We start from the raw sequence: 21,001 nt of genomic DNA on the forward strand, positions 1-21,001 counted from the left end.
ATCGGAGCGGATCAGATGGGCGAGATCATCGCAGGGACACCGGGCCTCAGTCAGTTCGCTTAAAGCACCTTTTGATATCGAGTATCATGACATACCCCATCTCCGAGATTGACGGCCTGCCAGCCTTCGCCGCTTCGAAACTCAAATCGCTTGGCATCCGCACCACCGCCGGGCTGCTGGAAGCCGCCCGCACGGTCAAGGGGCGCAAGGCGCTCGCGGACAAGACCGGCATCAGCGAGCAGCAATTGCTCGAATGGGCCAATGTTTCCGACTACATGCGGATCCCCGGCATGGGCAAGGCAAAGGTCGGCCTGGTGCGCGCCGCCGGCGTCACCACGGTTCGCGAGCTCGCCCTGCGCAACCCGGCGCGGCTGGCACAGAACATGAGAGATGTGAATACCAAGCGCAAACTCGTCCGGATTCTGCCTTCGGAAAAGTCGGTCGAACAGCTGATCGCGCAGGCCCGCAAGCTTCAGCCCAAAATCACCTACTGAAGGTCGCTTATCGACCGCTTTGGATGGCCCCCGACAGCGGGCGCAGCGTCTTGACTCCCATGCACGGACCGCGCAAAGCGACCGCATGATCGCGACCACGTCCAGACCCGCCCCTTCCGCCACCCCGGCAGATCGTCAGGTGCTGCGGGCGCTGCTGTCGCGACCCTATCCTGCCGTGATGGGGGTTCTGAACATCACGCCGGACTCATTCTCCGACGGCGGGCAGTTCATCGCACCGCAGAGCGCGCTGGCGCAGGCCCGCCGCATGATCGCCGAGGGCGCCGACATCATCGACATCGGCGCGGAATCCACCCGGCCCTACGGCGCGCAACCCGTCACCGCGGACGAAGAACTGCAGCGCCTGCGGCCGGTGCTGGCCGACGTGGTGTCGCTCGGTGTTCCCGTCTCCATCGACAGCATGAAATCGGCCGTGGTCGCCTGGGCGCTCGATGCGGGTGCAGCTGTCGCCAACGACGTCTGGGGCCTGCAGCGCGATCCCGACATGGCGAAGCTCGTGGCGACACGCCATTCGCCCGTCATCGTCATGCACAACCGGGATCGCGTCGAGGCCGACATCGACATCATGAAGGATATGGCGGCTTTCTTCGCGCGCTCGCTCGAGATCGCCGACAAGGCCGGCATTTCACGTGAAAACATCGTGCTCGACCCCGGCATCGGCTTCGGCAAGACCCCGGAGCAGAGCATGACGGCGCTGGCCCGGCTCGACGAACTCGGTGCCTTCGGCCTGCCGCTATTGGTGGGAGCGTCGCGCAAGCGCTTTATCAGTTCGGTCAGCCCTTCGGAGCCGCAGCAGCGGCTGGGCGGCTCGATCGCGGCGCACCTGATTGCGGCCCAAGGCGGCGCCCGGATCATCCGGACCCATGACGTGGCGGAAACCGTTCAGGCGCTGCGGGTGGCCGCGGCAATCGAGGACAGACGATGACGGATACCATCTTCATCACCGGCGTCGTCATCCATGCCCGCCATGGCGTGATGGAGCATGAGACCGAGGTCGGGCAGCGTTTCGTCATCGATCTCGAACTGTCTGCGGATCTGTCGGAATCCTCACGCACCGATCGCCTGGCCGATACCGTGTCCTACTCCAACGTGGTGGCGACCGCGACCGCGGCCTTCAAGAATGCCAATTACAAGCTGCTGGAGCGCGCGGCCGGCGCCGTCGCCGAAGCCGTGCTGGCGGCGTTTCCCCGCGTCAGCGCCATCAAGGTCACCGTTCACAAGCCGCATGCCCCGATCGCCGCGATTTTCGAGGATGTCGGCGTGGTCCTGACCCGCACCCGGCAAGCGACCGCGCATGGCTGACGTCCTGATTGCACTCGGCGGCAATGTCGGCGATGTCCGCGCGACATTCCAGAAGGCGATCGCCAATATCTGCGGCATGACGCAGGCGGCGTTGCTGGCGCGTTCGTCCGATTACGCCACCCCGCCCTGGGGCGACGAGCAGCAGGCGCGCTTCATCAATGCCTGCATCGAGATCGAGACCAGCCTCGATCCCCATGCACTCTTGTTCACACTGCACAAGATCGAACACAAGTTCGGCCGCGATCGGCCTAAGGAAACGCGCTGGGGTCCGCGCACCCTCGACCTCGATTTGATCGCCTATGACGACGTCAGGGTCCAGAAGCCGGAACTGACGCTGCCACACCCGCGGTGGTTCGAACGGGCTTTTGTGCTGGTGCCGCTGGCGGAGATCGTCCCCGATCGTGTCATTGCGGGACGCAGCGTTGCGGCGGCGCTGGCGAAGCTGTCCAGCGCTGGAATCGAGCGGCTACCCGACCTAAATTGACCATAAGGGACCAAAAACAACCGTTTGGCTTGGCGGCCGCCACGTGGCAATTTCCGGCCAACAAACAACGGCGCCCGGGAGCGATCTGCGTAAATGACATCTGTAACCGACGACCTGCGGCTGGCAGCGGATTTCGCGCCGGCGACCTATGACGACTGGCGCAAGCTGGTTGATGGCGTGCTGAAGGGCGCGCCGTTCGAGAAGCTGGTCGGCAAGACCTATGATGGCCTGAAGATCGACCCGATCTATCCGAGGGCGCGAGGTGCCGCGCCGGTCGCAGGCAGGCCAGCGGCAGCCCCCTGGCAGATCATGCAGCGGATCGACCATCCGGATGCCACCATGGCCAACGCGCAGGCGCTGCACGACCTCGAGAACGGCGCCAACGGGCTGACCCTGGTGTTCGCGGGCGCCAATGGCGCTCATGGTTTTGGGCTCGACCCCTCGGCGGAAGCGATCACGAAAGTCCTGGACGGCGTCTTCATCGACGCCGGTATCGGGATCGAGCTTCAGATCGGTCCGCAGTCGCGGATGGCGGCGATCCACATCGCGGAATATGTCAAGCGCAGGGGCCTCGATCCCGCCGCCTGCGATATCCGCTTCGGTATCGATCCTCTTGGCGCCGGTGCGGTGTGGGGATCCAGTCCCTATTCATGGCCCGAGATCGTGCCTGCGATCACCGGCGCGATCAAAGGTCTCGCCGCCATGGGCTTCAAGGGGCCGTTCGCGGCGGCCGACGGGCGGGTGATCCACGACGCCGGCGGATCGGAAGTGCAGGAGCTGGCCTTCGTGCTGGCAACCGGCGTCGCCTATTTGCGCGCGATCGAGAGCGCCGGTATTGCGCTGGAAGACGCCCAAGGCATGATCTATGCGCGGCTTGCCGCCGATGCCGATCAGTTCCTGACCATGGCAAAATTCCGCGCACTGCGGCTGTTGTGGGCGCGGGTCGAACAGGCCAGCGGCCTCGTGCCAAAGCCGCTGTTCATCGCCGCCGACACCGCGTGGCGGATGCTGACCCAGCGCGACGCTTACGTGAACATGCTGCGGGCGACGATGGCGACGTTCTCCGCCGGGCTCGGCGGCGCCGACAGCATCAACGTGTTGCCGCATACGCTGGCGCTGGGCTTGCCGGATGCGTTCGCGCGGCGCGCCGCGCGCAACACCCAGCTGGTGCTGCTGGAGGAATCCAATCTCGCCAAGGTGTCCGATCCCGCCGCCGGCTCCGGCGGCATCGAAACCCTGACGCAACAGCTGTGCGAAACGGCGTGGTCGCTGTTCCAGGAGATCGAGAAAGCCGGCGGCATGTTCGCTTCGCTCGAGCAAAGCCTGATCCAGCGCAAGGTCGCGGCAACACGAAAAGTGCGCGAAGCCAATATCGCCAGGCGCAAGGAGGTGCTGACCGGTGCCACCGAATTTCCCAACCTGCATGAGGCGCAGGTCGCGGTGCTGGAGGCCCAACCAATTGTGCTCGCGCCGTATGGCGAAGCGAAGATAAAATTCGATCCGCTGCCGCCGATGCGACTGGCCGTCCCCTTCGAACAGTTGCGCGACCGCTCGGACCAGATCCTGAAGAAATCCGGCGCGCGGCCCAGGATTTTCCTCGCCAATCTCGGCACCCCCGCCGACTTCACCGCCCGCGCGACCTTCGCCAGGAGCTTTTTCGAGACCGGCGGCATCGAGGCGGTCGATACCGAAGGATTTGCCGATCCGGCCGCGCTGGCCAATGCGTTCAAGGCATCCGGCGCCGCTCTGGCCTGCCTGTGCTCGTCCGACAAGGTCTATGCCGCGCAGGCGACGGCTTCCGCGAAAGCCCTTCAAGACGCCGGAGCAAGGCATATCTATCTGGCAGGCCGGCCCGGGGAACAGGAAGCCGCGTTCCGCGCCGCGGGCGTTCATGATTTCATCGTCGCCGGCGGCGACGCGCTGGCGGCCCTGCAGGACGCCTGGCAGCGGATGGAGCGAGCATGACGTCGACCGCAAAACCCGTACTGACCGGCGGCTGCCAATGCGGTGCGGTTCGCTTTGCGCTGTCGGCGCCGCCCGCCAAGATCAGCATCTGCCATTGCCGGATGTGCCAGAAGGCCTCCGGCGCGCCATTCGCGTCATTCGCCGATATCGAACACGCCGATTTCGCCTGGACCAAGGGCAAGCCGGCCACATTCCGCTCTTCGTCGATCGCCGAACGCGATTTCTGCCGGGATTGCGGCACGCCGCTGAGTTACCGTCTGATCGACGGTCCCCGGATCGAGATCATGACCGGCGCCTTCGACCGCCCCGACCGGCTGGTGCCGACACGGCAGTATGGAACCGAATCCCGGCTCGGCTGGGTGGTGGGTGTCGCCAACCTGCCGAGCCAGACCACGCTGCAGAATTACGGGCCGGAGAAGCTTGGCGGCATCGTCAGCCACCAGCATCCGGACCATGATTGACAGTGGCGACCTCCGAGGTCGCACGTGCTATAGAAGAAGCCCATGAGCCGCATACCGAACTTCGCGAATATCGCATTTGAAAACACCGCCCGCGCCCAACGCGCCGGCAGCACCGAGCCGTGGCTGACGCCCGAGGGCATCCTGGTCAAGCCGGGCTACACCGAGGCTGACCTCGAGGGCATCGATTTCCTCGAGACCTTCCCCGGCATCGCGCCGTATCTGCGCGGCCCCTACCCCACGATGTACGTCAACCAGCCCTGGACCGTCCGGCAATATGCCGGCTTCTCCACGGCGGAAGATTCCAACGCGTTTTATCGCCGCAACCTCGCCGCCGGGCAGAAGGGTCTCTCGGTCGCGTTCGACCTCGCCACCCATCGCGGCTACGACTCGGATCATCCGCGCGTGTCCGGCGACGTCGGCATGGCCGGCGTGGCGATCGACTCGATCTACGACATGCGCACGTTGTTCTCAGGCATTCCGCTCGACCAGATGAGCGTGTCGATGACCATGAACGGCGCGGTGCTGCCGATCCTGGCGCTGTTCGTCGCGGCCGCCGAGGAACAGGGCGTGCCGCCGGAAAAACTCTCCGGCACCATTCAGAACGACATTCTGAAAGAGTTCATGGTGCGCAACACTTACATTTATCCGCCAGCACCCTCGATGCGGATCATCTCCGACATCTTTTCGTACACCTCGCAGAAGATGCCGAAATACAATTCGATCTCGATCTCCGGCTATCACATGCAGGAAGCCGGCGCGACGCAGGACCTCGAACTCGCCTACACGCTGGCCGATGGCGTCGAATATCTGCGCGCCGGCCTCGCCGCCGGGCTCGACGTCGACCGTTTTGCTCCACGGCTGTCGTTCTTCTGGGCCATCGGCATGAATTTTTTCATGGAAGTCGCAAAGATGCGCGCGGCGCGGCTGCTGTGGGCCAAGCTGCTGACGCAGTTCAACCCGAAGGATCCGCGCTCGCTGTCGCTGCGCACGCATTGCCAGACCTCGGGATGGTCGCTGACCGCGCAGGACGTCTACAACAACGTGATGCGCACCACCATCGAGGCGATGGCGGCAACCCAGGGCCACACCCAGTCGCTGCACACCAACGCGCTCGACGAGGCGCTGGCGCTGCCGACCGATTTCTCCGCCCGCATCGCCCGTAACACCCAACTGTTCCTGCAGCAGGAAAGCGGCACCAACCGCATCATCGATCCCTGGGGCGGCTCCTATTATGTCGAGCGGCTGACCCGCGACCTCGCCGCCAAGGCCTGGAGCCATATTAGGGAAGTGGAAGAACTCGGCGGCATGGCCAAGGCGATCGAGGCCGGCGTACCCAAGTTGCGGATCGAGGAAGCCTCCGCCAAGACCCAGGCGCGGATCGACGCCGGCCGGCAGGCCGTGATCGGCGTCAACAAGTTCAAGCCGTCCAACGAAGCACCGATCGACGTGCTGAAGGTGGAGAATTCCACCGTGCGGCGCTTGCAGATCGACAAGCTGTCGCGGCTGCGATCCGAGCGCAGTCAGAAGGACGTCGACGCGGCGCTGGCGGCGCTGACCCGCAGCGCCGGCGAAGGCAACGGCAACCTGCTGGCACTGGCGATCGATGCCGCGCGGGCCAAAGCCACCGTCGGAGAAATTTCCGATGCGATGGAAAAGGTGTTCGGGCGGCACCGCGCCGAAATCAAATCCATCACCGGCGTCTACAAGCGGGAGGCGTCCACCATGTCCAACCGGGTCGAAAGAGTGCAGGCGCTGATCGACGCCTTCGAGGATGCCGAGGGTCGCCGTCCCCGCATCCTGGTCGCAAAAATCGGCCAGGACGGCCACGACCGCGGCCAGAAGGTGATTGCGTCGGCGTTTGCCGATGTCGGCTTCGACGTCGACATCGGGCCGCTGTTTGCCACCGCCGAGGAAGCCGCACGGCAGGCGGTCGAGAACGACGTGCACATTTTGGGGCTGTCGTCGCTCGCCGCGGCCCATCTCACCGCGGTGCCGGAACTGAAGGCCGCGCTGAAGAAGCAGGGCCGCGACGACATCATGATCATCATCGGCGGCGTGGTGCCGCCGCAGGATTACGACGCGCTGTACAAGGCCGGCGCCGAGGCGATCTTCCCGCCGGGCACCGTGATCGCGGATGCCGCAGAGGAGCTGATCCACAAGCTCAATGCGCGGCTGGGGCACAGCGAGGCGGCGGAGTAGCTTCCCGCCGGCCATACCTATTTCAGATATTTGGGTCGTGCCTCCGAATAGCTCGTCCCACAGGTTTATTTTTTTACGGAACACGTAATGATTGTGTCGCGCGCTGCGACAGCGTAATCTTGGCGTAGGCCATTTGGTATTTCGAGAATTCTGTATGACGCGTCTCGAGCCGTCTTTTTCCTCCACCCGGCCCGAAGCACCTCCTCCGGCCAGCCCGACGAATTTCCCTGAAACATTCTGTACTTATCTCGCCAAGCAGTTCATCGCCAGGCAAGGCTTCGAGATGGCACGCGTTCCCGAAGCCGAGCGGCTTTACGACGCCTGCGAGATCGTGCTGGCGCGATCCGATGGCTATACGTTTTGCATTCTCGCCATGGTCGACCGCGAAGCGCGGCCCGGCGCGGCCTTTACTATTGGCGTCGGAGAGCTGGAGCAGATCGGCGAAGCCTGCCTGAAATATGCCGGCAAGATCAACCGGAGCCAGATGCCGGTCTCGATCGGAATTATCGAGGTCGGCCCCGGATCCCCCGAGCAGCCGCGGCGGCTCGAGGCATTCAGGCGATCAGGCCTGCTGGCGAAAGTCGTGCCGTTTGCGATGACCGTGGATACGGTGACGGGCGCGGTCTGGAGCAACGGCGGAGGCTGGTTCTCGAAGGGCCTTTATCACAGCTTCGTCGAGGGACTGCTCACCTCGCCACGGGAAACCGTCGACATGGCGCCGCCGGTCGTCGCGACGGCGTCATTCGGCTTTCCGATCCTGACCACCGCCATACTGGCCGTGCTGTGCGCAGTATTCGCAGCCGAAATCGCCTTTGGTATCGGTCCCTGGACAAATTTGCTGGAGCCGACGATTCCAACTCTGGTGGCGTTTGGCGGGCTCTCAAGAAGGCTCGTCCTGCAATCCGGCGAATGGTACCGGCTGTTGTCAGCGCCGTTCCTGCATGTCGATGCCGGTCATCTCGCGCTGAACGGGATCGCTCTGTTCATGGCAGGCCGCGCCCTGGAGGGGCTGATCGGACGCGCCTGGTTCGGTGCGATTTACGCCTTTGGTGCGCTTACCGGCTCATTGCTCTCGCTGATGATCAGCCCCGCCTTGGTCGTCGCGGTTGGCGCCTCCGGCGCGATCATGGGTCTGTTCGCCGCCGCGTTGGTCATCAGCATGCATTTCCCGCCCGGCGCCATTCGCATGGGCCTGCAAATGAACGCGGCCTATATCCTGATTCCTTCGCTGCTTCCGCTCTCGGACGCGCTGAAGGGTCACGAGGTGGACTACGGGGCACATTTCGGCGGCGCCATCGGCGGCGTGCTGGTAGGCCTCGTCATCCTCGTCATCTGGTCGCGAACCGAAGCATTGCCGAAATTCCGGCGGGCGGCAGCAACAATTGCGATCGCCGCCACCGTTGCCCTGATATATCCCGCGATATTCATCGTGCGTGGCTATGAGGCCATCGCGTTCACTGCGCAACTTATTCCCCACGACAAGCTTCCGGAAAGCGACGTTGAAATGCGAGCCCGCATGACGGAGCTGATCGAGCAATTTCCGCGCGATCCCCGGCCGCGTTTTCTCAGGGCGATGGATTTTTTGAATGCCAACGATTTGGCCGGCGCGGAACTCGAAGCCCGCGCCGGGTTGGCCGAGGAGAATAGCTGGCGCACGTCCCTGTCACCGCTACTCGGCTATGGCTTGCGAGTCGTGCTGGCCATTGCCGTCAACAGAGACCGGCGTCACGAGGCGTTGCAGATCGCCCGCTCAGCTTGTGCCGCCAAGGACGGCCCGCTACGCAAGGCGCTCGACGACAACAAGCTTTGCATCTAGGCGGCATTAATTTCGGCAGATCGGCGGTGCGAACAGCATCACCGTGCCGGTGACGCCTTGCGACCGCAGCGCAAAGCTGGCTAGTATGGCCGCATCATAAGAGCGCCTGATTTCACCGGCGCCACGGGGAGGAACGCATGCCCAAAATTACCCGCCGCGCTTTCGCGGCTTCTTCCGCCGCTGCCGCGGCCGTAGCCGCCTTCGGTTCCAGGCCGGCATTGGCGCAGGCCTATCCGGCGCGCCCGGTGACGGTAATTGTGCCGTGGGGCGCCGGCGGTGGGACCGACGCGACCGCGCGCATCGTCGCAGCGCTGCTGGAAAAGGACCTCGGCCAGCCCTTCAACGTGGTCAATCGCACCGGCGGCTCCGGCGTGGTCGGCCATACAGCGATCGCCTCGGCACCGCCCGACGGCTACACCATCGGCATGCTGACGGTGGAAATCTCGATGATGCACTGGCAGGGACTCACGGAACTGGCGCCCAAGAGCTACACGCCGCTCGCCCTGATGAACGAAGACCCGCCCGGCATCCAGGTCAGCTCGACCTCGCCCTACAAGACCGTAAAGGAGCTCGCGGACGCCATCAAGGCAGCCCCCGTCGGCAAGTTCAAAGCGTCGGGCACCGGCCAGGGCGGCATCTGGCATCTCGCGCTGGTCGGCTGGATGCAGGCCATGGGACTTCCCGCCAACCAGGTGGCCTGGGTGCCGTCGAACGGCGCAGCACCGGCGATGCAGGATCTCGCGGCGGGCGGTCTCGATCTGACCACCTGCTCGGTGCCGGAGGCGCGCGCAATCATCGAGGCCGGCAAGGCACGCAGCCTCGCCATCATGGCGCCGGCGCGCAACCCGGTATTCCCCGACGTGCCGACGCTGAAGGAAGCGATGGCCATCGACTATTCGACCGGCGCTTGGCGCGGCATTGCCGGGCCGAAGGGCCTGCCCGCCGACGTCGCGGCCAAGCTCACGGCGTCGTTGAAGAAGGTCTACGACTCCAAGGAATACAAGGAGTTCATGAGCAATCGCGGCTTCGGCGTGGTGTGGGGTGATGCGGCCCAATTCGCGACCTTTATGGACAAGGGCGACGCCCAGATGGGCGTGGCGATGAAGGCCGCCGGTCTCTCCAAGGCCTGATCCGTCCCGCCTGCTCACTTGTTCGGAAATCCGTGAGGCTCGGTTCATGCGTCTTCCCGATCGCGTCACGGGATCGTTTCTCGTTGTTCTCGGCGCAGCCGCCGCCTATGGCGGCTGGCTGTTGCCGCCGGTGCCCGGCCAGCCGGTCGGTCCCAACGTATTCCCGCTGGTGATCGGCTCGGGCCTGGCGCTTTGCGGGCTCGCGATCACGTTCGGCATCGGCAGCACCTTCGAAGAGGAAGAAGAGATCATTCCGATCGAGGGCGGCGCGGTCCGGCCGCCGCCCGGCAAGCTCTATGGCCTGCGCTCCCTGCTGCCGCCGGCGCTGCTGCTGTTCTATGTGGCGGTGGCAGACCGCCTGGGCTTCATCATCACGGCCGCATTGATCGTGTACGCGACATCAGCCGCGCTCGGCGCCAGGTGGAGGCTCGCGCTGCCGCTCGCCGTGATGGCGCCGATCGGCATCCATCTGATTTTCAGCAAGCTCTTGCGCGTGCCGCTCCCGATCGGGCTGCTGCCGATGCCGTGGTGATCCATGCTTAACACCCTGATGGAAGCGTTTGCCCTGATTTCCACCTGGGAAGTCATCATCGCCTTGCTGGCGGCATCGGTCTACGGGCTGGTGATCGGATCGCTACCCGGGCTGTCCGCCACCATGGCGACCGCCCTGCTGGTCCCGGTCACCTTCTACCTCTCGCCGATCGCCGCGATCGCCACCATCGTGGCGGCGTCCACGATGGCGATCTTTTCCGGCGACATCCCCGGCGCGCTGCTGCGTATCCCGGGGACCCCCGCCTCGGCCGCCTATGCGGACGAAGCCTATGCCATGACCCGCAAGGGCGAGGCCGAACTGGCGCTCGGCGCCGGCGTCTGGTTCTCCGCCGTCGGCGGCATCGCCGGCACGCTCTCGCTGATGATCCTGGCGCCGCCGCTGGCCGAAGTCGCGCTGTCGTTCTCGACCTTCGAATATTTCTGGCTCGCCTTCCTCGGCCTGATGTGCGCCACGCTGGTGGCGCGCTCCTCGCCGGTGAAGGCGATTGCCGCCATGTTCATCGGCTTGCTGGTGGCGTGCGTCGGCATCGAAAACCCGGGCGGCGTGCCGCGTTTCACCTTCGGCTTCACCGACCTGTTCGGCGGTATCGAGCCGATCCCGGCGCTGGTCGGCGTCTTTGCGGTGGCGCAGGTGATGCGCGCGATGCTGACGCCGGAGCCGCCGCCGATCCCGAAGCGCAAGTTCGGAAGCATCATGGCGGGCCAGTGGCGGCTCACCAAAAAATATCACCTGCAGATGACCCGTGGGAACATCATCGGGATCATCATCGGGGTGCTGCCGGGCGCCGGCGCCGATATGGCGGCCTGGGTCAGCTACGCAATGTCCAAGCGCTTCTCGAAGGAGCCCGAAAAGTTCGGCACCGGCCATGTCGAAGGCCTGGTCGAGGCCGGCGCCAGCAACAATGCCAGCATCGCCTCGGGCTGGGTGCCGTCGCTGCTGTTCGGCATTCCCGGCGACACCATCGCCGCGATCGCGATCGGCGTGCTCTACATGAAGGGGCTCAATCCCGGCCCGACGCTGTTCACCGAAAAAGCGTCGAGCATGTATGCGATCTACCTGATGTTCATCATCGCCAACCTCTTGATGATTCCGCTGGGCATCGTGATGATCCGCCTCGCCAGCCATGTACTGCGGGCGCCGCGTTCCTCGATCATGCCGGTCATCATGCTGTGCTGCGCGGTCGGATCGTTCGCGATCGGCAACAACATGTTCGGCGTCGTGACGGTCGCGACCTTCGGGATCATCGGCTACGTCATGGAGGCCAACGGCTACCCGGTCGCCGCCATGGTGCTCGGGGTCGTGATGGGCACCATGGTGGAGCAAGCCTTCGTCACCTCGCTGATCAAATCCGACGGCAGCATCCTGCCGTTCTTCGAGCGGCCGATCTCGGCGATCCTCGCAGCCTTCGCGATCGGCGCGGTGATCTGGCCGGTGGTGGTCTGGCTGTGGCAGCGGCTGAAACGCAAGTCGCCGGCCGTCACGCCGGCCGGTTGAGGGCGCGCCGAGCCCCCTCGCCTGTGACGTCTGGCCGTTGTAAACCAAGCCATGAACCTGCCGAAAATTGCCTCCGTCGACCTCAAAACATTGGCCAAGGACCTCCGTGCCGGCAACCGGGCGGCGCTGGCGCGCGCGATCACGCTGAACGAAAGCCGGCGCGGCGATCACCAGGCCATGGCGCGCGAGCTGGTGCAGGCGCTGCTGCCGGATACCGGCAAGGCGATCCGGGTCGGCATCACCGGCTCGCCCGGGGTCGGCAAATCCACCACCATCGACGTGCTCGGCATGTTCCTGATCGAACGCGGCCACAAGGTCGCGGTGCTGGCGGTGGACCCCTCCTCGGCGCGCACCGGCGGCTCGATCCTCGGCGACAAGACGCGGATGGCCCTGCTGTCTGCCTCCGACCATGGCTTTATCCGGCCCTCGCCGGCCGCCGGCACGCTGGGCGGCGTCGCCGCTAAAACCCGCGAAGCGATGCTGCTGTGCGAGGCCGCGGGATTCGACGTCGTGCTGGTGGAAACCGTCGGCATCGGCCAGTCCGAGACCGCGGTGTGCGACATGACGGATTTCTTCCTGGCGCTGATGCTGCCGGGCGCCGGCGACGAGTTGCAGGGCATCAAGAAGGGCCTGGTCGAACTTGCCGACATGATTGCGGTCAACAAGGCCGACGGCGACAACATCAAACGCGCCAATCTGGCGGCGGCCGAATACCGCGGCGCGCTGCATATTCTCACCCCGCGTTCGGAACACTGGCAGCCGCCGGTCGAGACCTATTCGGCGCTGACGGGGACCGGCATCGACGTGCTGTGGCAGAAGATCCTCGATCACCGCACCGCGATGAATGCGTCGGGGGAATTCGCCGAACGGCGGCGGCAGCAACAGGTCAAATGGATGTGGTCGATGCTGGAGCAGCGGATGATGGCGCGGCTGCGCGCCGATCCGGCGATCCGCGGCAAGGTGAAGAAGATCGAGGCCGAGGTGGCCGACGGCCGCATCGCGCCGGCGCTGGCGGCCGAGCAGATCGCGGAGATGCTGAAGTGACATGAGCGACAAACTCCGCATTCTCGTCACCGGCTTCGGCCCGTTCCCCGGCGCGCCGTACAATCCGACCCAGCCGCTGGTGGCACGGCTGCTGCGGCTGCGCCGTCCCGCGCTCGGCGATATCGATCTGTCCGGCCACATCTTTCCGGTGACCTATCGGGCGGTTGACCGCCAATTGCCGGAAGTGCTGACAAAACACCGGCCGCAGGCGCTGCTGATGTTCGGCCTCGCCTCGCGCACGCCCTATGTCCGGATCGAAACCCGCGCCCGCAATGCCGTCACCACGCTATGGCCCGACGCCGATCACACACGGGTGCGCAAGGGATCGATATCAGGCGGCGCCGACGCCATGACGTTTGGGCCGCACACCGCCAGACTGCTGCGTGCCGCAGCCGGTACCGGAGTCGATGCGCGCGCCTCGCGCGATGCCGGGAGTTATCTGTGCAATTACCTGAGCTGGCGCGCGATCGAGGCGACCTGCGGCGACAGCGGCCCCCGCCTCGCCGCCTTCGTCCATGTGCCGCCGCTGGCGCGCGACGGGGCTCGGCAGCGCAAGGGCGCGGCGCACCGCGTCACGCTGGAGGAACTGGTCGATGCCGGCGAGGCGATGCTGCTGGAGATGGTGCGGCTGGCGCGGAGGGCGGCGCTCGCTAACGATTAACCCTACCCCCAACAATCGCCTTCCTCCGCCCTCGCCTTCAGCATGCCGCGCCGCATTTTTGCGCTACTCCAGAACCCGCGGACCTGCGTCCGCCGGAGACGCGATCATGGACGTCAATCGCCGCCATCTCATCGGAGTATCCGCCGCCGGCGTTGCCGGGGCGCTGGCGATGTCGCCGGATGCCGCACGCGCGGCACCACCGACCTCGGCGCTCGGCCGCGACGCCACCCAGTATGGCGTGCGGCCCGGCAGTCCCGACGATCAGACCCGGGCGCTGCAGCGCGCCATCGACGAGGCCGCGCGGGCACAAGTGCCGCTGGCGTTGCCGCCCGGGCTCTATCGCACCGGCATGCTGCGCCTGCAGAACGGCACGCAACTGGTCGGCGTGCGCGGCGCCACCAAACTGGTGTTCAGCGGCGGCGCATCGATGCTGCAGGGCGAAGGCGCCGGCAGCATCGGCCTGACCAACATCACGCTCGACGGCGGCGGCATCCCGCTGCCGACACGACGCGGCCTGGTGCATTTCACAGGCGGACGCGACGTCCGCATCACCGATTGCGAAATCACCCGCAGTGGCGGCAACGGCATCTGGTTCGAAAACTGCTCCGGCGATGTCAGCGGCAATATCATCTCGAAGATCGCCGTGACTGGCTTCACGTCATTCGATGCGCAGGGCCTGCTGGTGTCGCGCAACACCATTGTAGACACCAACGACAACGGCATCGAAATCCTGCGCCACGCGATCGGCGACGACGGCACCCTGGTGCTCGACAACCGCATCGAGGACATCAAGGCCGGCCCCGGCGGCTCCGGACAATACGGCAACGCCATCAACGCGTTTCGCGCCGGCAACGTCATCGTGCGCGGCAATCGTATCCGCAACTGCGACTATTCCGCGGTGCGCGGCAATTCGGCCTCCAACATCCAGATCACCGGCAACAGCGTCTCTGGCGTGCGCGAGGTGGCGCTGTATTCCGAATTCGCGTTCGAGGGGGCGGTGATCGCCAACAACACCGTCGATGGCGCGGCGCTGGGCGTTTCGGTCTGCAATTTCAACGAGGGCGGACGCATCGCAGTCGTGCAGGGCAACATCATTCGCAACCTGCTGCCGAAGCGCCCGATCGGCACCGCGCCGGACGACGAAGCCGGCATCGGCATCTATGTCGAAGCCGATTCGTCCGTGAACGGCAACGTGATCGAGAATGCACCGTCGTTCGGGATCATCGCCGGCTGGGGCAAGTATCTGCGCGACGTCGTGATATCAGGCAACGTGATCCGCAACGCCTTTGTCGGCGTCGGCGTGTCGGTGGCGCCGGGCGCGGGCACCGCGCTGGTCAACAACAACATGATCTCGCAAACGCCCCGCGGCGCCGTGGTCGGGCTCGATCACGCGCGGCCGATCACGCCGGATCTATCCGCCGAGGGCGCGCAGCGTTTTGCCCAGGTGGTGGTGGGCACCAACGCAGTGCGCAGATAGCTTCACGCAGCCGCCCTGCGGCGCCGTCGCACCATCAGGACGAAGACCACCGCGAGCGCCGATGCCACCGTGTACATCGTGAACGCGTTGAGATAGCCGATCATCACCGACTGCCGCATGATCTCCTTCGCCACCCTGGCGAGGCCCGGGACGGTGTCGAAGTTCCACGCTCCCGTCACCTCCGGCATGGTGATGGCCCGGTTATAGGGCGTGATCATCTCGGTCATGCGGCTGTAATTGGCGCCGGTCGTGCGCACGATCTCGGCGATCGACAGTGAGATGAAGAAGCTGGAGCCGATGTTGCGCAGCAAATGGAAGATCGAGGACGCCTCGGCGTAATCCTTCGCCTCCAGCGTATCGAACGCCACCACCGTGATCGGCACCCAGACGACGCCGACCGCAAAACCCTGGATGGCGCTGTTGATGACCAGGATCTCCATGGTCACGTTGAGGTCGAAGGTCAGCATCCACAGCCCTGCCACGGTTTGCAGGCCAAAGCCGAACGCCATGCTGATGCGCGGATCGATCCGGCTCATGAAGCCCGCGGCCAGGAACCCCATCAGCATTCCAATGCCACGGCATCCGATCACCTGCCCGACCAGCGCGTCCGAAAATCCGACATGCTGCTGCAGCAGTGGCGGCAGCAACACCATCGGCGTGAAATTCAGCATGCCGTAGATCGTCACCAGTGCGAGCCCGATCGCGTAGTTGCGGTCTGTCAGCAGCTTCAGGTTCAGGAACGGCGCGCGCGTGCTCAGGCTGTGCACGATGAAGACGTAGAAGGCGAGTGCTGCGACCAGGCACTCGATCACGATCTCCGTCGAGTTGAACCAGTCCAGCCGCACGCCGCGCGCGAGTACGAGTTGAATGGCGGCAAGAGCGGTGGCGAGTGCGAGAAAGCCGGTCCAGTCGAAGCGAACTTTTTCCAGTTGCACGGTGGACTGCAAGGTCAAGTGCATGCCGATGGTGGCGCAGACGCCGATCGGCACCAGCATGTAGAACGACCAGCGCCAGCTGTAGATCTCGGCGAGATAGCCGCCGACCACCGGACCGAACACCGGCGCGACCGCAACCGCCATCCCGAAGACCGACATCACCATCGTATGCTGGTGGCGCGGGAACGTGGCGAACAGGATCGACTGCGAAAGCGGCACCACCGGCGCACCCGCGCCGCCCTGAAGGATACGCCACAGCACCAGCATTTCGAGCGACTGCGCCATCCCGCACAGCATCGTCGCGGCGGTGAAGCAGGCAATCGAATACACCACCACGCGCTTGGTGCCGAAGCGGGACACCAGCCAGCCGGTCATCGGCGTCACCACCGCGGTGGCGAGAATGTTGAACGTCATCGCCCAGGCGATCTCGTCCTGGGTTGCCGACATCGCGCCCTGCATCTGCGGCAGCACGGTCGATGTCGTCAGCAGCGCGGTGCCATAGAGCGAGGACCCCAGCACCACGGTGGCCAGGGTCAAATATCGCTGCGCCGCGGTCAGGGCCGGGCCTTCGGTAGCGACGCTTGCTGAGCTTGTGGCCATGTCCCCTGCGGCGCCCAAGAGGCGGATAATAACCAAGCTTACTAACTAATAACCTAGCTTACTAATCCGCCGGCGGCTACAATTGCGGCATGCCGAATACCGACGAATACATTGGTGTCGTGATCTCTGACGTCGCCCGCTTGTTGCGGACGGAGTTCGATCGCCGCGTGCGCCGGCTCGGCATCACCCGGGCGCAATGGCTGGTGCTGACCCGCCTGCACCGGTATCCGGGCGCCTCGCTTTCGGAGTTGGCCGAGATGATGGAGGTGGAAAAGGCGACCGCCGGCCGCATGATCGACCGTCTGGTGGCCAATGGCTGGGTGGCGCGCCGGACCCAGCGTGACGACCGCCGCGTCAAGCGGGTGTATCTCACACCGGAAGCCGAACGCGTGCACAAGCGCATCTGGCGCGTCGCCGAGGCAACGGTGGAAGACGCCCTCACCGGCCTGTCGGTGCAGGAAAGCCGGCAACTGATGACATTGTTGCAGCGCATCAAGAAGACCCTGGTTTCGGCCGTGGACGCCGTCCCGCCCGGGAGGGCCGTGGCTGCGGGCCGCAGAGCTGCGTCACGTGGCGCACGCGGTCTCAATGGGAAGGCCGCGCCATGAGCAAGCGCCTGCGGACATCGGCGCTGATCGGCGTGCCGGCGCTCGTCCTGCTCGGAGCGCTGATGGTCTGGCTGCAGGGCGGCCGGTACGCCTCGACCGAAAACGCGTTCGTGAAAGCCGATATCACCCAGGTCGCCAGCGAAGTGCCCGGCCGGATTATCGACGTGCGTATTCGGGACCATGCGGCCGTCAAGGCAGGCGACGTACTGTTCCGCCTCGATCCCGTGCCCTACCAGCTGGCCCTCGCCAAGGCCGAAGCCGAGACCGATTCGGCGCGTGCCGCCGTCGAGCAACTCAAGGTGAGCCTGCGCGAGATCCGGGCCGAGGCCACCGAGGCCGAGAACAAATTGTCGTATCTTCAGATCCAGGCCAAACGACATCGCGATCTGTCCGGACGCGGCGTCACTTCGGCGACCAGGGTCGAGCAGGCCAACAGCGAGGAACAGGAAGGGCAAGACCGCCTCGCGGTGCTGCAGCAGCGCATCGCCCGTGTTGAAGCAGCCCTCGGCGGCAAGCCGGACAGGCCGACCGATCAATATGCGGCGGTCCGCGAAAAGCAGGCAATGCGCGATCGCGCGGCGCTGGATCTGACCCATACCGAGATCAAGGCCCCGCGCGCCGGCGTGGTCGTCAATTTCAAGCTCCAGATCGGCGAGCAGGTCAAGGCGCAGACGCCGCTGTTCGCTGTTGTCACCGACCGCCGGCCCTGGCTCGAAGCCAACTTCAAGGAAACCGACCTGACCCACGTGACCGTCGGACAAAAGGCGAAGGTCATTCTCGATATGCATCCCGACATCACCTGGGATGCCGAAGTGGAAAGCATCAGCCCGGCGACCGGCGCCGAGTTTGCGATCCTGCCGGCGCAGAATGCCTCGGGCAACTGGGTGAAGGTGGTGCAACGCCTGCCGGTGCGGCTGCGACTGCTGGAGCGGCCGGGCGAGCCGCCGCTGCGCGCCGGCATGACCGCCTATGTCAGCATCGACACCGGGCGCACCCGCGACCTCACGAGCATATTCGGCAACGGCGCTGCGGTTGCGGCGCGCCCCCATCTGCAAGAGACGACCAAAGCGCAATGATCGGCTTGCGGCCCGGCGCCTACAGCGCGTTACGCAGCAGCGGATAGCGTTGCGCGATCGCGTCCAACGCCAGCCCGTGACCATCTTCCACGTCTTCCAGCATTGGCATGTCCATTGCCGGCGCCGACGGCGCCTCGTCCGAAGCGAAATGCTCGGGTTCCGCGGCAATGGAAATATCCTCCGGCGGCAGTTCGGCAACAATCTCCACCGGCGACGGTGGAGGCCGATCGGGTTGATCGCGCAGCCTTTCGGCACGCGGCAAAGCCGTTTGGGTGTGCCCGAGCCAGGACATGTCGACTGCGGAATTGTCCGCCAACGCCTCGCGCGTCGACAGGCTGCGCCAGGTTTCGACCGCGGTCTTGGCCTCCTGGATATTTTCGAGGAATGCGAGTTCGGTGTGAAAGCGGCGCCAGCGGCCGGTTTCGAACAGCTCGGTGAGGTATTCCAGCCGCTGTTCGGCCAAATTGCACCAGCGCGCGACAACGTCGCGCCCATCTGCCACGTCCAATCGATGTGTCATGAACCAGCCCGTAAGAGGAGAAAACGGACGCAGACGCAACGAAAACGAATCAGGCAAACGTGACAGCGATATTTTGTGGAAAACCTTAACGAAGTCTATCAAACGACGTTGCTGGATGCCGTTTATCGACCAAAAGCCGTAGTCATGCGGGGTTTTCCGCCCAATCCGCCGTCAAGATGCATAGCAGCATGGCCGGGCTGCGCCGCCAGCACCCGCGCGTATCCACCGATTTCATCGGGTGAGACTTCCCGCATGGAAAGCCGGAAAACAGCGCCACAAACGAAAGACCCGTCCGGGGGGACAACCGGACGGGTCAAGCCATATGGGCGCTTGGGGTGGATGGGCGCTCGCGCCGAATACAGCCTCGATGGGGAGGGATAACCGCTCCCACAAATATAAGTCGCAGCAGGGGCGATAGACGTTCAAACGAGCGCGCGATTTTTTTGAATTTTTTGCCAGCCGCTTTTGGCGGATATTTTACTGCGCGGCGGGGCGATTGGCCTCGCTGGCGGCTGACTTATCCGACGCCATGGCGGCCGCCGGCTGGTTCAGAGCCCGTGTCGGGAGTACCTGTTGCCGGCCCGCGACACTTTCAACCGCCGGCGCGGCCGGAATCGCGGCGACCGGCACCGCCGGCGCGGCAGTGATCGACGAGACCGCCGCAAAAGCATCGGCTTGGCCGGCGCCGAATTGATCGTCGCGACCGGGGCTGCCCAGATCGCGGGCAGTTCTCATCAGGATTGCGCGCAGTTCACCCGGCTTCAATGCAGGATTGCGCTCCAGCATCAGGGCCGCAAGGCCGCTGATGTAGGCGGCGGAAAATGAGGTTCCGGACGTCATCTGATATTTTCCATCCGGAGCGGGCAGGAAGATGTCGACGCCGGGGGCCGCGATGGCGATATGGCCGCCGCGGTTCGAAGCCGCAAACAGTTTGTCGCCGGCGTCGGTAGCGCTGACCGCGATCACATTGGCGTTAGCGGCTGGATATAGCGGCGGCGATTTCGCACCGGCGTTGCCGGAGGCCGCGACCATCACGATCCCCCTCGCCGCCGTGGCGCCGATACCGCGCTCGATCAGCGGATCTTTCGGACCGGCGAAGCTCATATTGACGATCTGGGCTCCATGCAGCACGGCATAGTTCAACGCCTTCAGGATCACGAAGGTGGTGCTTTCCGCGCCGTTCGCCGCTGTGCCGAAGGCGCGGATTCCCAGAATCCTGGCCTGCGGCGCGCTGCCCATCAGCCGCGCGTGCGACACGATCGCGCCGGCGATGCCGGTGCCGTGAACATGCGGGCCTTCCTTGCTGCCGAGCGCATCGTAATTGTCCGCGACCGAGTTCAAGAGTTCCGGATGCCTGTCGTCAATTCCGGAATCGATCACGGCGATGGTCACGTTGGCGCCGCTGGCCAGCGTATGGGCCTGCGGCAGTCGAAGTTTTGCAAGCGCGTATTGCGCGGGATCGCCTTCGGTCGGCGCCGCCTTCTGGTCCTGCAGAACGTAGCGGAAATTCAGTTGCACCGAGCGCACGCCGGAAGCCGCAGCGAATGAGCGGCGCGCCTTCTCCACCGGGCGGCCGTCGGTGATCCGGAACAGGCCGATGGTGGCGCCGACAAGCGGAAAATTCAGCGATTGCAGCCGCACGAGGCCGTGACGCCGTGCCAGCGCATCGGCCTGCGCGTCCGACAGCGAACCATCGATCTCGGCCACGAATTCATTGGGAACCGCGGTCGGGTTGAGCGCTGCCAGCGGCCCGTTGCGGCCGGCGCCGCCGTTCTTGCCGTCCTTGCCGTTCTTGGTGGATTTGCCGGCGCCGCCGCCATCGGACAACGAAACCGGTTTCTCCCGGCATTCGCCACTGCTGTCACGATGGGCGTAACTACAGGCTGGCGAAAGGTTCGGCGAGAAGCGCGCATTCGGAAGCGTCGACGTCACCCCGACGCGGGGCGTATTGATACCGGGCGGGGTTCTGTTGATCCCGACAACCGGATTGATCCGCGGCGCCACAGTCGGATTGATGGTGGGCATCCGTGACTGGATGTTGAGGTTGGGCGAGCGCATGACACTTTGCGCGTGAACCGCCGGGATACCAGCGCATGCGAACGACAACGCAGCGGCGGTCAACGCCAGCGCCGTACGCCGCATTCCAATCAGCCGGTTCGCGGGA

19 protein-coding genes are annotated in these 21,001 nt (G+C 65.0%); 16 read left to right on the forward strand and 3 right to left on the reverse strand.

Translation table 11 applies throughout. The features are described from left to right. Window positions 1–86 precede the first annotated feature (86 nt). The 14 genes from Q7T45_RS26390 (at window position 87) to Q7T45_RS26455 (ending at window position 15,098) form a co-directional block, all read left to right on the forward strand. On the forward strand, window positions 87–494 hold the full coding sequence (locus tag Q7T45_RS26390; RefSeq protein WP_304874881.1) for a DUF4332 domain-containing protein: 408 nt from the start codon (window positions 87–89) through the stop codon (window positions 492–494). An 85-nt stretch (window positions 495–579) separates the two neighbouring features. Beyond that, window positions 580–1,437, forward strand: coding sequence for a dihydropteroate synthase (folP, locus tag Q7T45_RS26395; RefSeq protein WP_304874882.1), 858 nt, complete (start codon window positions 580–582; stop codon window positions 1,435–1,437). Continuing rightward, the gene (gene folB / locus Q7T45_RS26400) at window positions 1,434–1,814 is read left to right on the forward strand and encodes a dihydroneopterin aldolase (protein WP_304874883.1); all 381 of its coding nucleotides are present in this window, start codon (window positions 1,434–1,436) and stop codon (window positions 1,812–1,814) included. The genes folP and folB overlap by 4 nt, the downstream gene beginning before the upstream one ends. Continuing rightward, entirely contained in the window at window positions 1,807–2,298 is a 492-nt protein-coding gene (gene folK, locus Q7T45_RS26405; protein ID WP_304874884.1) for a 2-amino-4-hydroxy-6-hydroxymethyldihydropteridine diphosphokinase, read from the forward strand. Before folB ends, folK begins: the two co-directional genes overlap by 8 nt. Window positions 2,299–2,391: 93 nt before the next feature. After that, the gene (locus Q7T45_RS26410; protein WP_304874886.1) at window positions 2,392–4,263 is read left to right on the forward strand and encodes a methylmalonyl-CoA mutase family protein; all 1,872 of its coding nucleotides are present in this window, start codon (window positions 2,392–2,394) and stop codon (window positions 4,261–4,263) included. Then, the gene (locus tag Q7T45_RS26415) at window positions 4,260–4,724 is read left to right on the forward strand and encodes a GFA family protein (RefSeq protein ID WP_304874887.1); all 465 of its coding nucleotides are present in this window, start codon (window positions 4,260–4,262) and stop codon (window positions 4,722–4,724) included. The genes Q7T45_RS26410 and Q7T45_RS26415 overlap by 4 nt, the downstream gene beginning before the upstream one ends. Before the next feature lie 42 nt (window positions 4,725–4,766). Then, the gene (gene scpA, locus Q7T45_RS26420; RefSeq protein ID WP_304874888.1) at window positions 4,767–6,923 is read left to right on the forward strand and encodes a methylmalonyl-CoA mutase; all 2,157 of its coding nucleotides are present in this window, start codon (window positions 4,767–4,769) and stop codon (window positions 6,921–6,923) included. A gap of 154 nt (window positions 6,924–7,077) precedes the next feature. After that, entirely contained in the window at window positions 7,078–8,739 is a 1,662-nt protein-coding gene (locus Q7T45_RS26425; RefSeq protein WP_304874890.1) for a rhomboid family intramembrane serine protease, read from the forward strand. A gap of 137 nt (window positions 8,740–8,876) precedes the next feature. Next, entirely contained in the window at window positions 8,877–9,869 is a 993-nt protein-coding gene (locus Q7T45_RS26430; RefSeq protein WP_304874891.1) for a tripartite tricarboxylate transporter substrate binding protein, read from the forward strand. Between the two features lie 46 nt (window positions 9,870–9,915). Beyond that, a complete protein-coding gene (locus tag Q7T45_RS26435; protein WP_304874892.1) occupies window positions 9,916–10,401 on the forward strand; it encodes a tripartite tricarboxylate transporter TctB family protein in 486 nt (161 codons plus the stop codon). Between the two features lie 3 nt (window positions 10,402–10,404). Then, window positions 10,405–11,916: a tripartite tricarboxylate transporter permease gene (locus Q7T45_RS26440; RefSeq protein WP_304874895.1), complete on the forward strand. Its 1,512-nt coding sequence runs from the start codon at window positions 10,405–10,407 to the stop codon at window positions 11,914–11,916. A 51-nt stretch (window positions 11,917–11,967) separates the two neighbouring features. Then, window positions 11,968–12,960 carry a methylmalonyl Co-A mutase-associated GTPase MeaB gene (meaB, locus tag Q7T45_RS26445; protein WP_304874897.1) on the forward strand — a complete coding sequence of 331 codons (993 nt, stop codon included), beginning with the start codon at window positions 11,968–11,970 and terminating at the stop codon, window positions 12,958–12,960. 1 nt (window position 12,961) lies between these two features. Further along, entirely contained in the window at window positions 12,962–13,621 is a 660-nt protein-coding gene (locus tag Q7T45_RS26450; protein ID WP_304874900.1) for a pyroglutamyl-peptidase I, read from the forward strand. 106 nt (window positions 13,622–13,727) lie between these two features. Continuing rightward, on the forward strand, window positions 13,728–15,098 hold the full coding sequence (locus tag Q7T45_RS26455) for a TIGR03808 family TAT-translocated repetitive protein (protein WP_304874901.1): 1,371 nt from the start codon (window positions 13,728–13,730) through the stop codon (window positions 15,096–15,098). Between the two features lie 2 nt (window positions 15,099–15,100). Here Q7T45_RS26455 and Q7T45_RS26460 read toward each other — a convergent pair whose 3' ends face one another. After that, window positions 15,101–16,633, reverse strand: coding sequence for a DHA2 family efflux MFS transporter permease subunit (locus tag Q7T45_RS26460; protein ID WP_304874903.1), 1,533 nt, complete (start codon window positions 16,631–16,633; stop codon window positions 15,101–15,103). An 89-nt stretch (window positions 16,634–16,722) separates the two neighbouring features. On the opposite strand from Q7T45_RS26460, the gene Q7T45_RS26465 reads away from it, so the two are divergent. After that, entirely contained in the window at window positions 16,723–17,241 is a 519-nt protein-coding gene (locus tag Q7T45_RS26465) for a MarR family winged helix-turn-helix transcriptional regulator (RefSeq protein ID WP_304874905.1), read from the forward strand. Then, on the forward strand, window positions 17,238–18,317 hold the full coding sequence (locus Q7T45_RS26470; RefSeq protein WP_304874906.1) for an HlyD family secretion protein: 1,080 nt from the start codon (window positions 17,238–17,240) through the stop codon (window positions 18,315–18,317). Before Q7T45_RS26465 ends, Q7T45_RS26470 begins: the two co-directional genes overlap by 4 nt. A 19-nt stretch (window positions 18,318–18,336) precedes the next feature. Here Q7T45_RS26470 and Q7T45_RS26475 read toward each other — a convergent pair whose 3' ends face one another. Beyond that, complete coding sequence (locus tag Q7T45_RS26475) at window positions 18,337–18,837, reverse strand: TIGR03809 family protein (protein ID WP_304874955.1); 501 nt, start codon at window positions 18,835–18,837, stop codon at window positions 18,337–18,339. A 477-nt stretch (window positions 18,838–19,314) separates the two neighbouring features. After that, entirely contained in the window at window positions 19,315–20,979 is a 1,665-nt protein-coding gene (locus Q7T45_RS26480) for a S8 family serine peptidase (RefSeq protein ID WP_370691370.1), read from the reverse strand. Window positions 20,980–21,001 lie beyond the last annotated feature (22 nt).

It is taken from the genome of Bradyrhizobium sp. (assembly GCF_030646015.1).
Taxonomy (GTDB): Bacteria; Pseudomonadota; Alphaproteobacteria; order Rhizobiales; family Xanthobacteraceae; genus Bradyrhizobium.

Coding starts and splice junctions, on each gene's coding strand:
- Q7T45_RS26390 (WP_304874881.1), top strand. CDS start 87: ATGACATACCCCATCTCCGAGATTGACGGCCTGCCAGCCTTCGCCGCT.
- folP (WP_304874882.1), top strand. CDS start 580: ATGATCGCGACCACGTCCAGACCCGCCCCTTCCGCCACCCCGGCAGAT.
- folB (WP_304874883.1), top strand. CDS start 1,434: ATGACGGATACCATCTTCATCACCGGCGTCGTCATCCATGCCCGCCAT.
- folK (WP_304874884.1), top strand. CDS start 1,807: ATGGCTGACGTCCTGATTGCACTCGGCGGCAATGTCGGCGATGTCCGC.
- Q7T45_RS26410 (WP_304874886.1), top strand. CDS start 2,392: ATGACATCTGTAACCGACGACCTGCGGCTGGCAGCGGATTTCGCGCCG.
- Q7T45_RS26415 (WP_304874887.1), top strand. CDS start 4,260: ATGACGTCGACCGCAAAACCCGTACTGACCGGCGGCTGCCAATGCGGT.
- scpA (WP_304874888.1), top strand. CDS start 4,767: ATGAGCCGCATACCGAACTTCGCGAATATCGCATTTGAAAACACCGCC.
- Q7T45_RS26425 (WP_304874890.1), top strand. CDS start 7,078: ATGACGCGTCTCGAGCCGTCTTTTTCCTCCACCCGGCCCGAAGCACCT.
- Q7T45_RS26430 (WP_304874891.1), top strand. CDS start 8,877: ATGCCCAAAATTACCCGCCGCGCTTTCGCGGCTTCTTCCGCCGCTGCC.
- Q7T45_RS26435 (WP_304874892.1), top strand. CDS start 9,916: ATGCGTCTTCCCGATCGCGTCACGGGATCGTTTCTCGTTGTTCTCGGC.
- Q7T45_RS26440 (WP_304874895.1), top strand. CDS start 10,405: ATGCTTAACACCCTGATGGAAGCGTTTGCCCTGATTTCCACCTGGGAA.
- meaB (WP_304874897.1), top strand. CDS start 11,968: ATGAACCTGCCGAAAATTGCCTCCGTCGACCTCAAAACATTGGCCAAG.
- Q7T45_RS26450 (WP_304874900.1), top strand. CDS start 12,962: ATGAGCGACAAACTCCGCATTCTCGTCACCGGCTTCGGCCCGTTCCCC.
- Q7T45_RS26455 (WP_304874901.1), top strand. CDS start 13,728: ATGGACGTCAATCGCCGCCATCTCATCGGAGTATCCGCCGCCGGCGTT.
- Q7T45_RS26460 (WP_304874903.1), bottom strand. CDS start 16,633: ATGGCCACAAGCTCAGCAAGCGTCGCTACCGAAGGCCCGGCCCTGACC.
- Q7T45_RS26465 (WP_304874905.1), top strand. CDS start 16,723: ATGCCGAATACCGACGAATACATTGGTGTCGTGATCTCTGACGTCGCC.
- Q7T45_RS26470 (WP_304874906.1), top strand. CDS start 17,238: ATGAGCAAGCGCCTGCGGACATCGGCGCTGATCGGCGTGCCGGCGCTC.
- Q7T45_RS26475 (WP_304874955.1), bottom strand. CDS start 18,837: ATGACACATCGATTGGACGTGGCAGATGGGCGCGACGTTGTCGCGCGC.
- Q7T45_RS26480 (WP_370691370.1), bottom strand. CDS start 20,979: ATGCGGCGTACGGCGCTGGCGTTGACCGCCGCTGCGTTGTCGTTCGCA.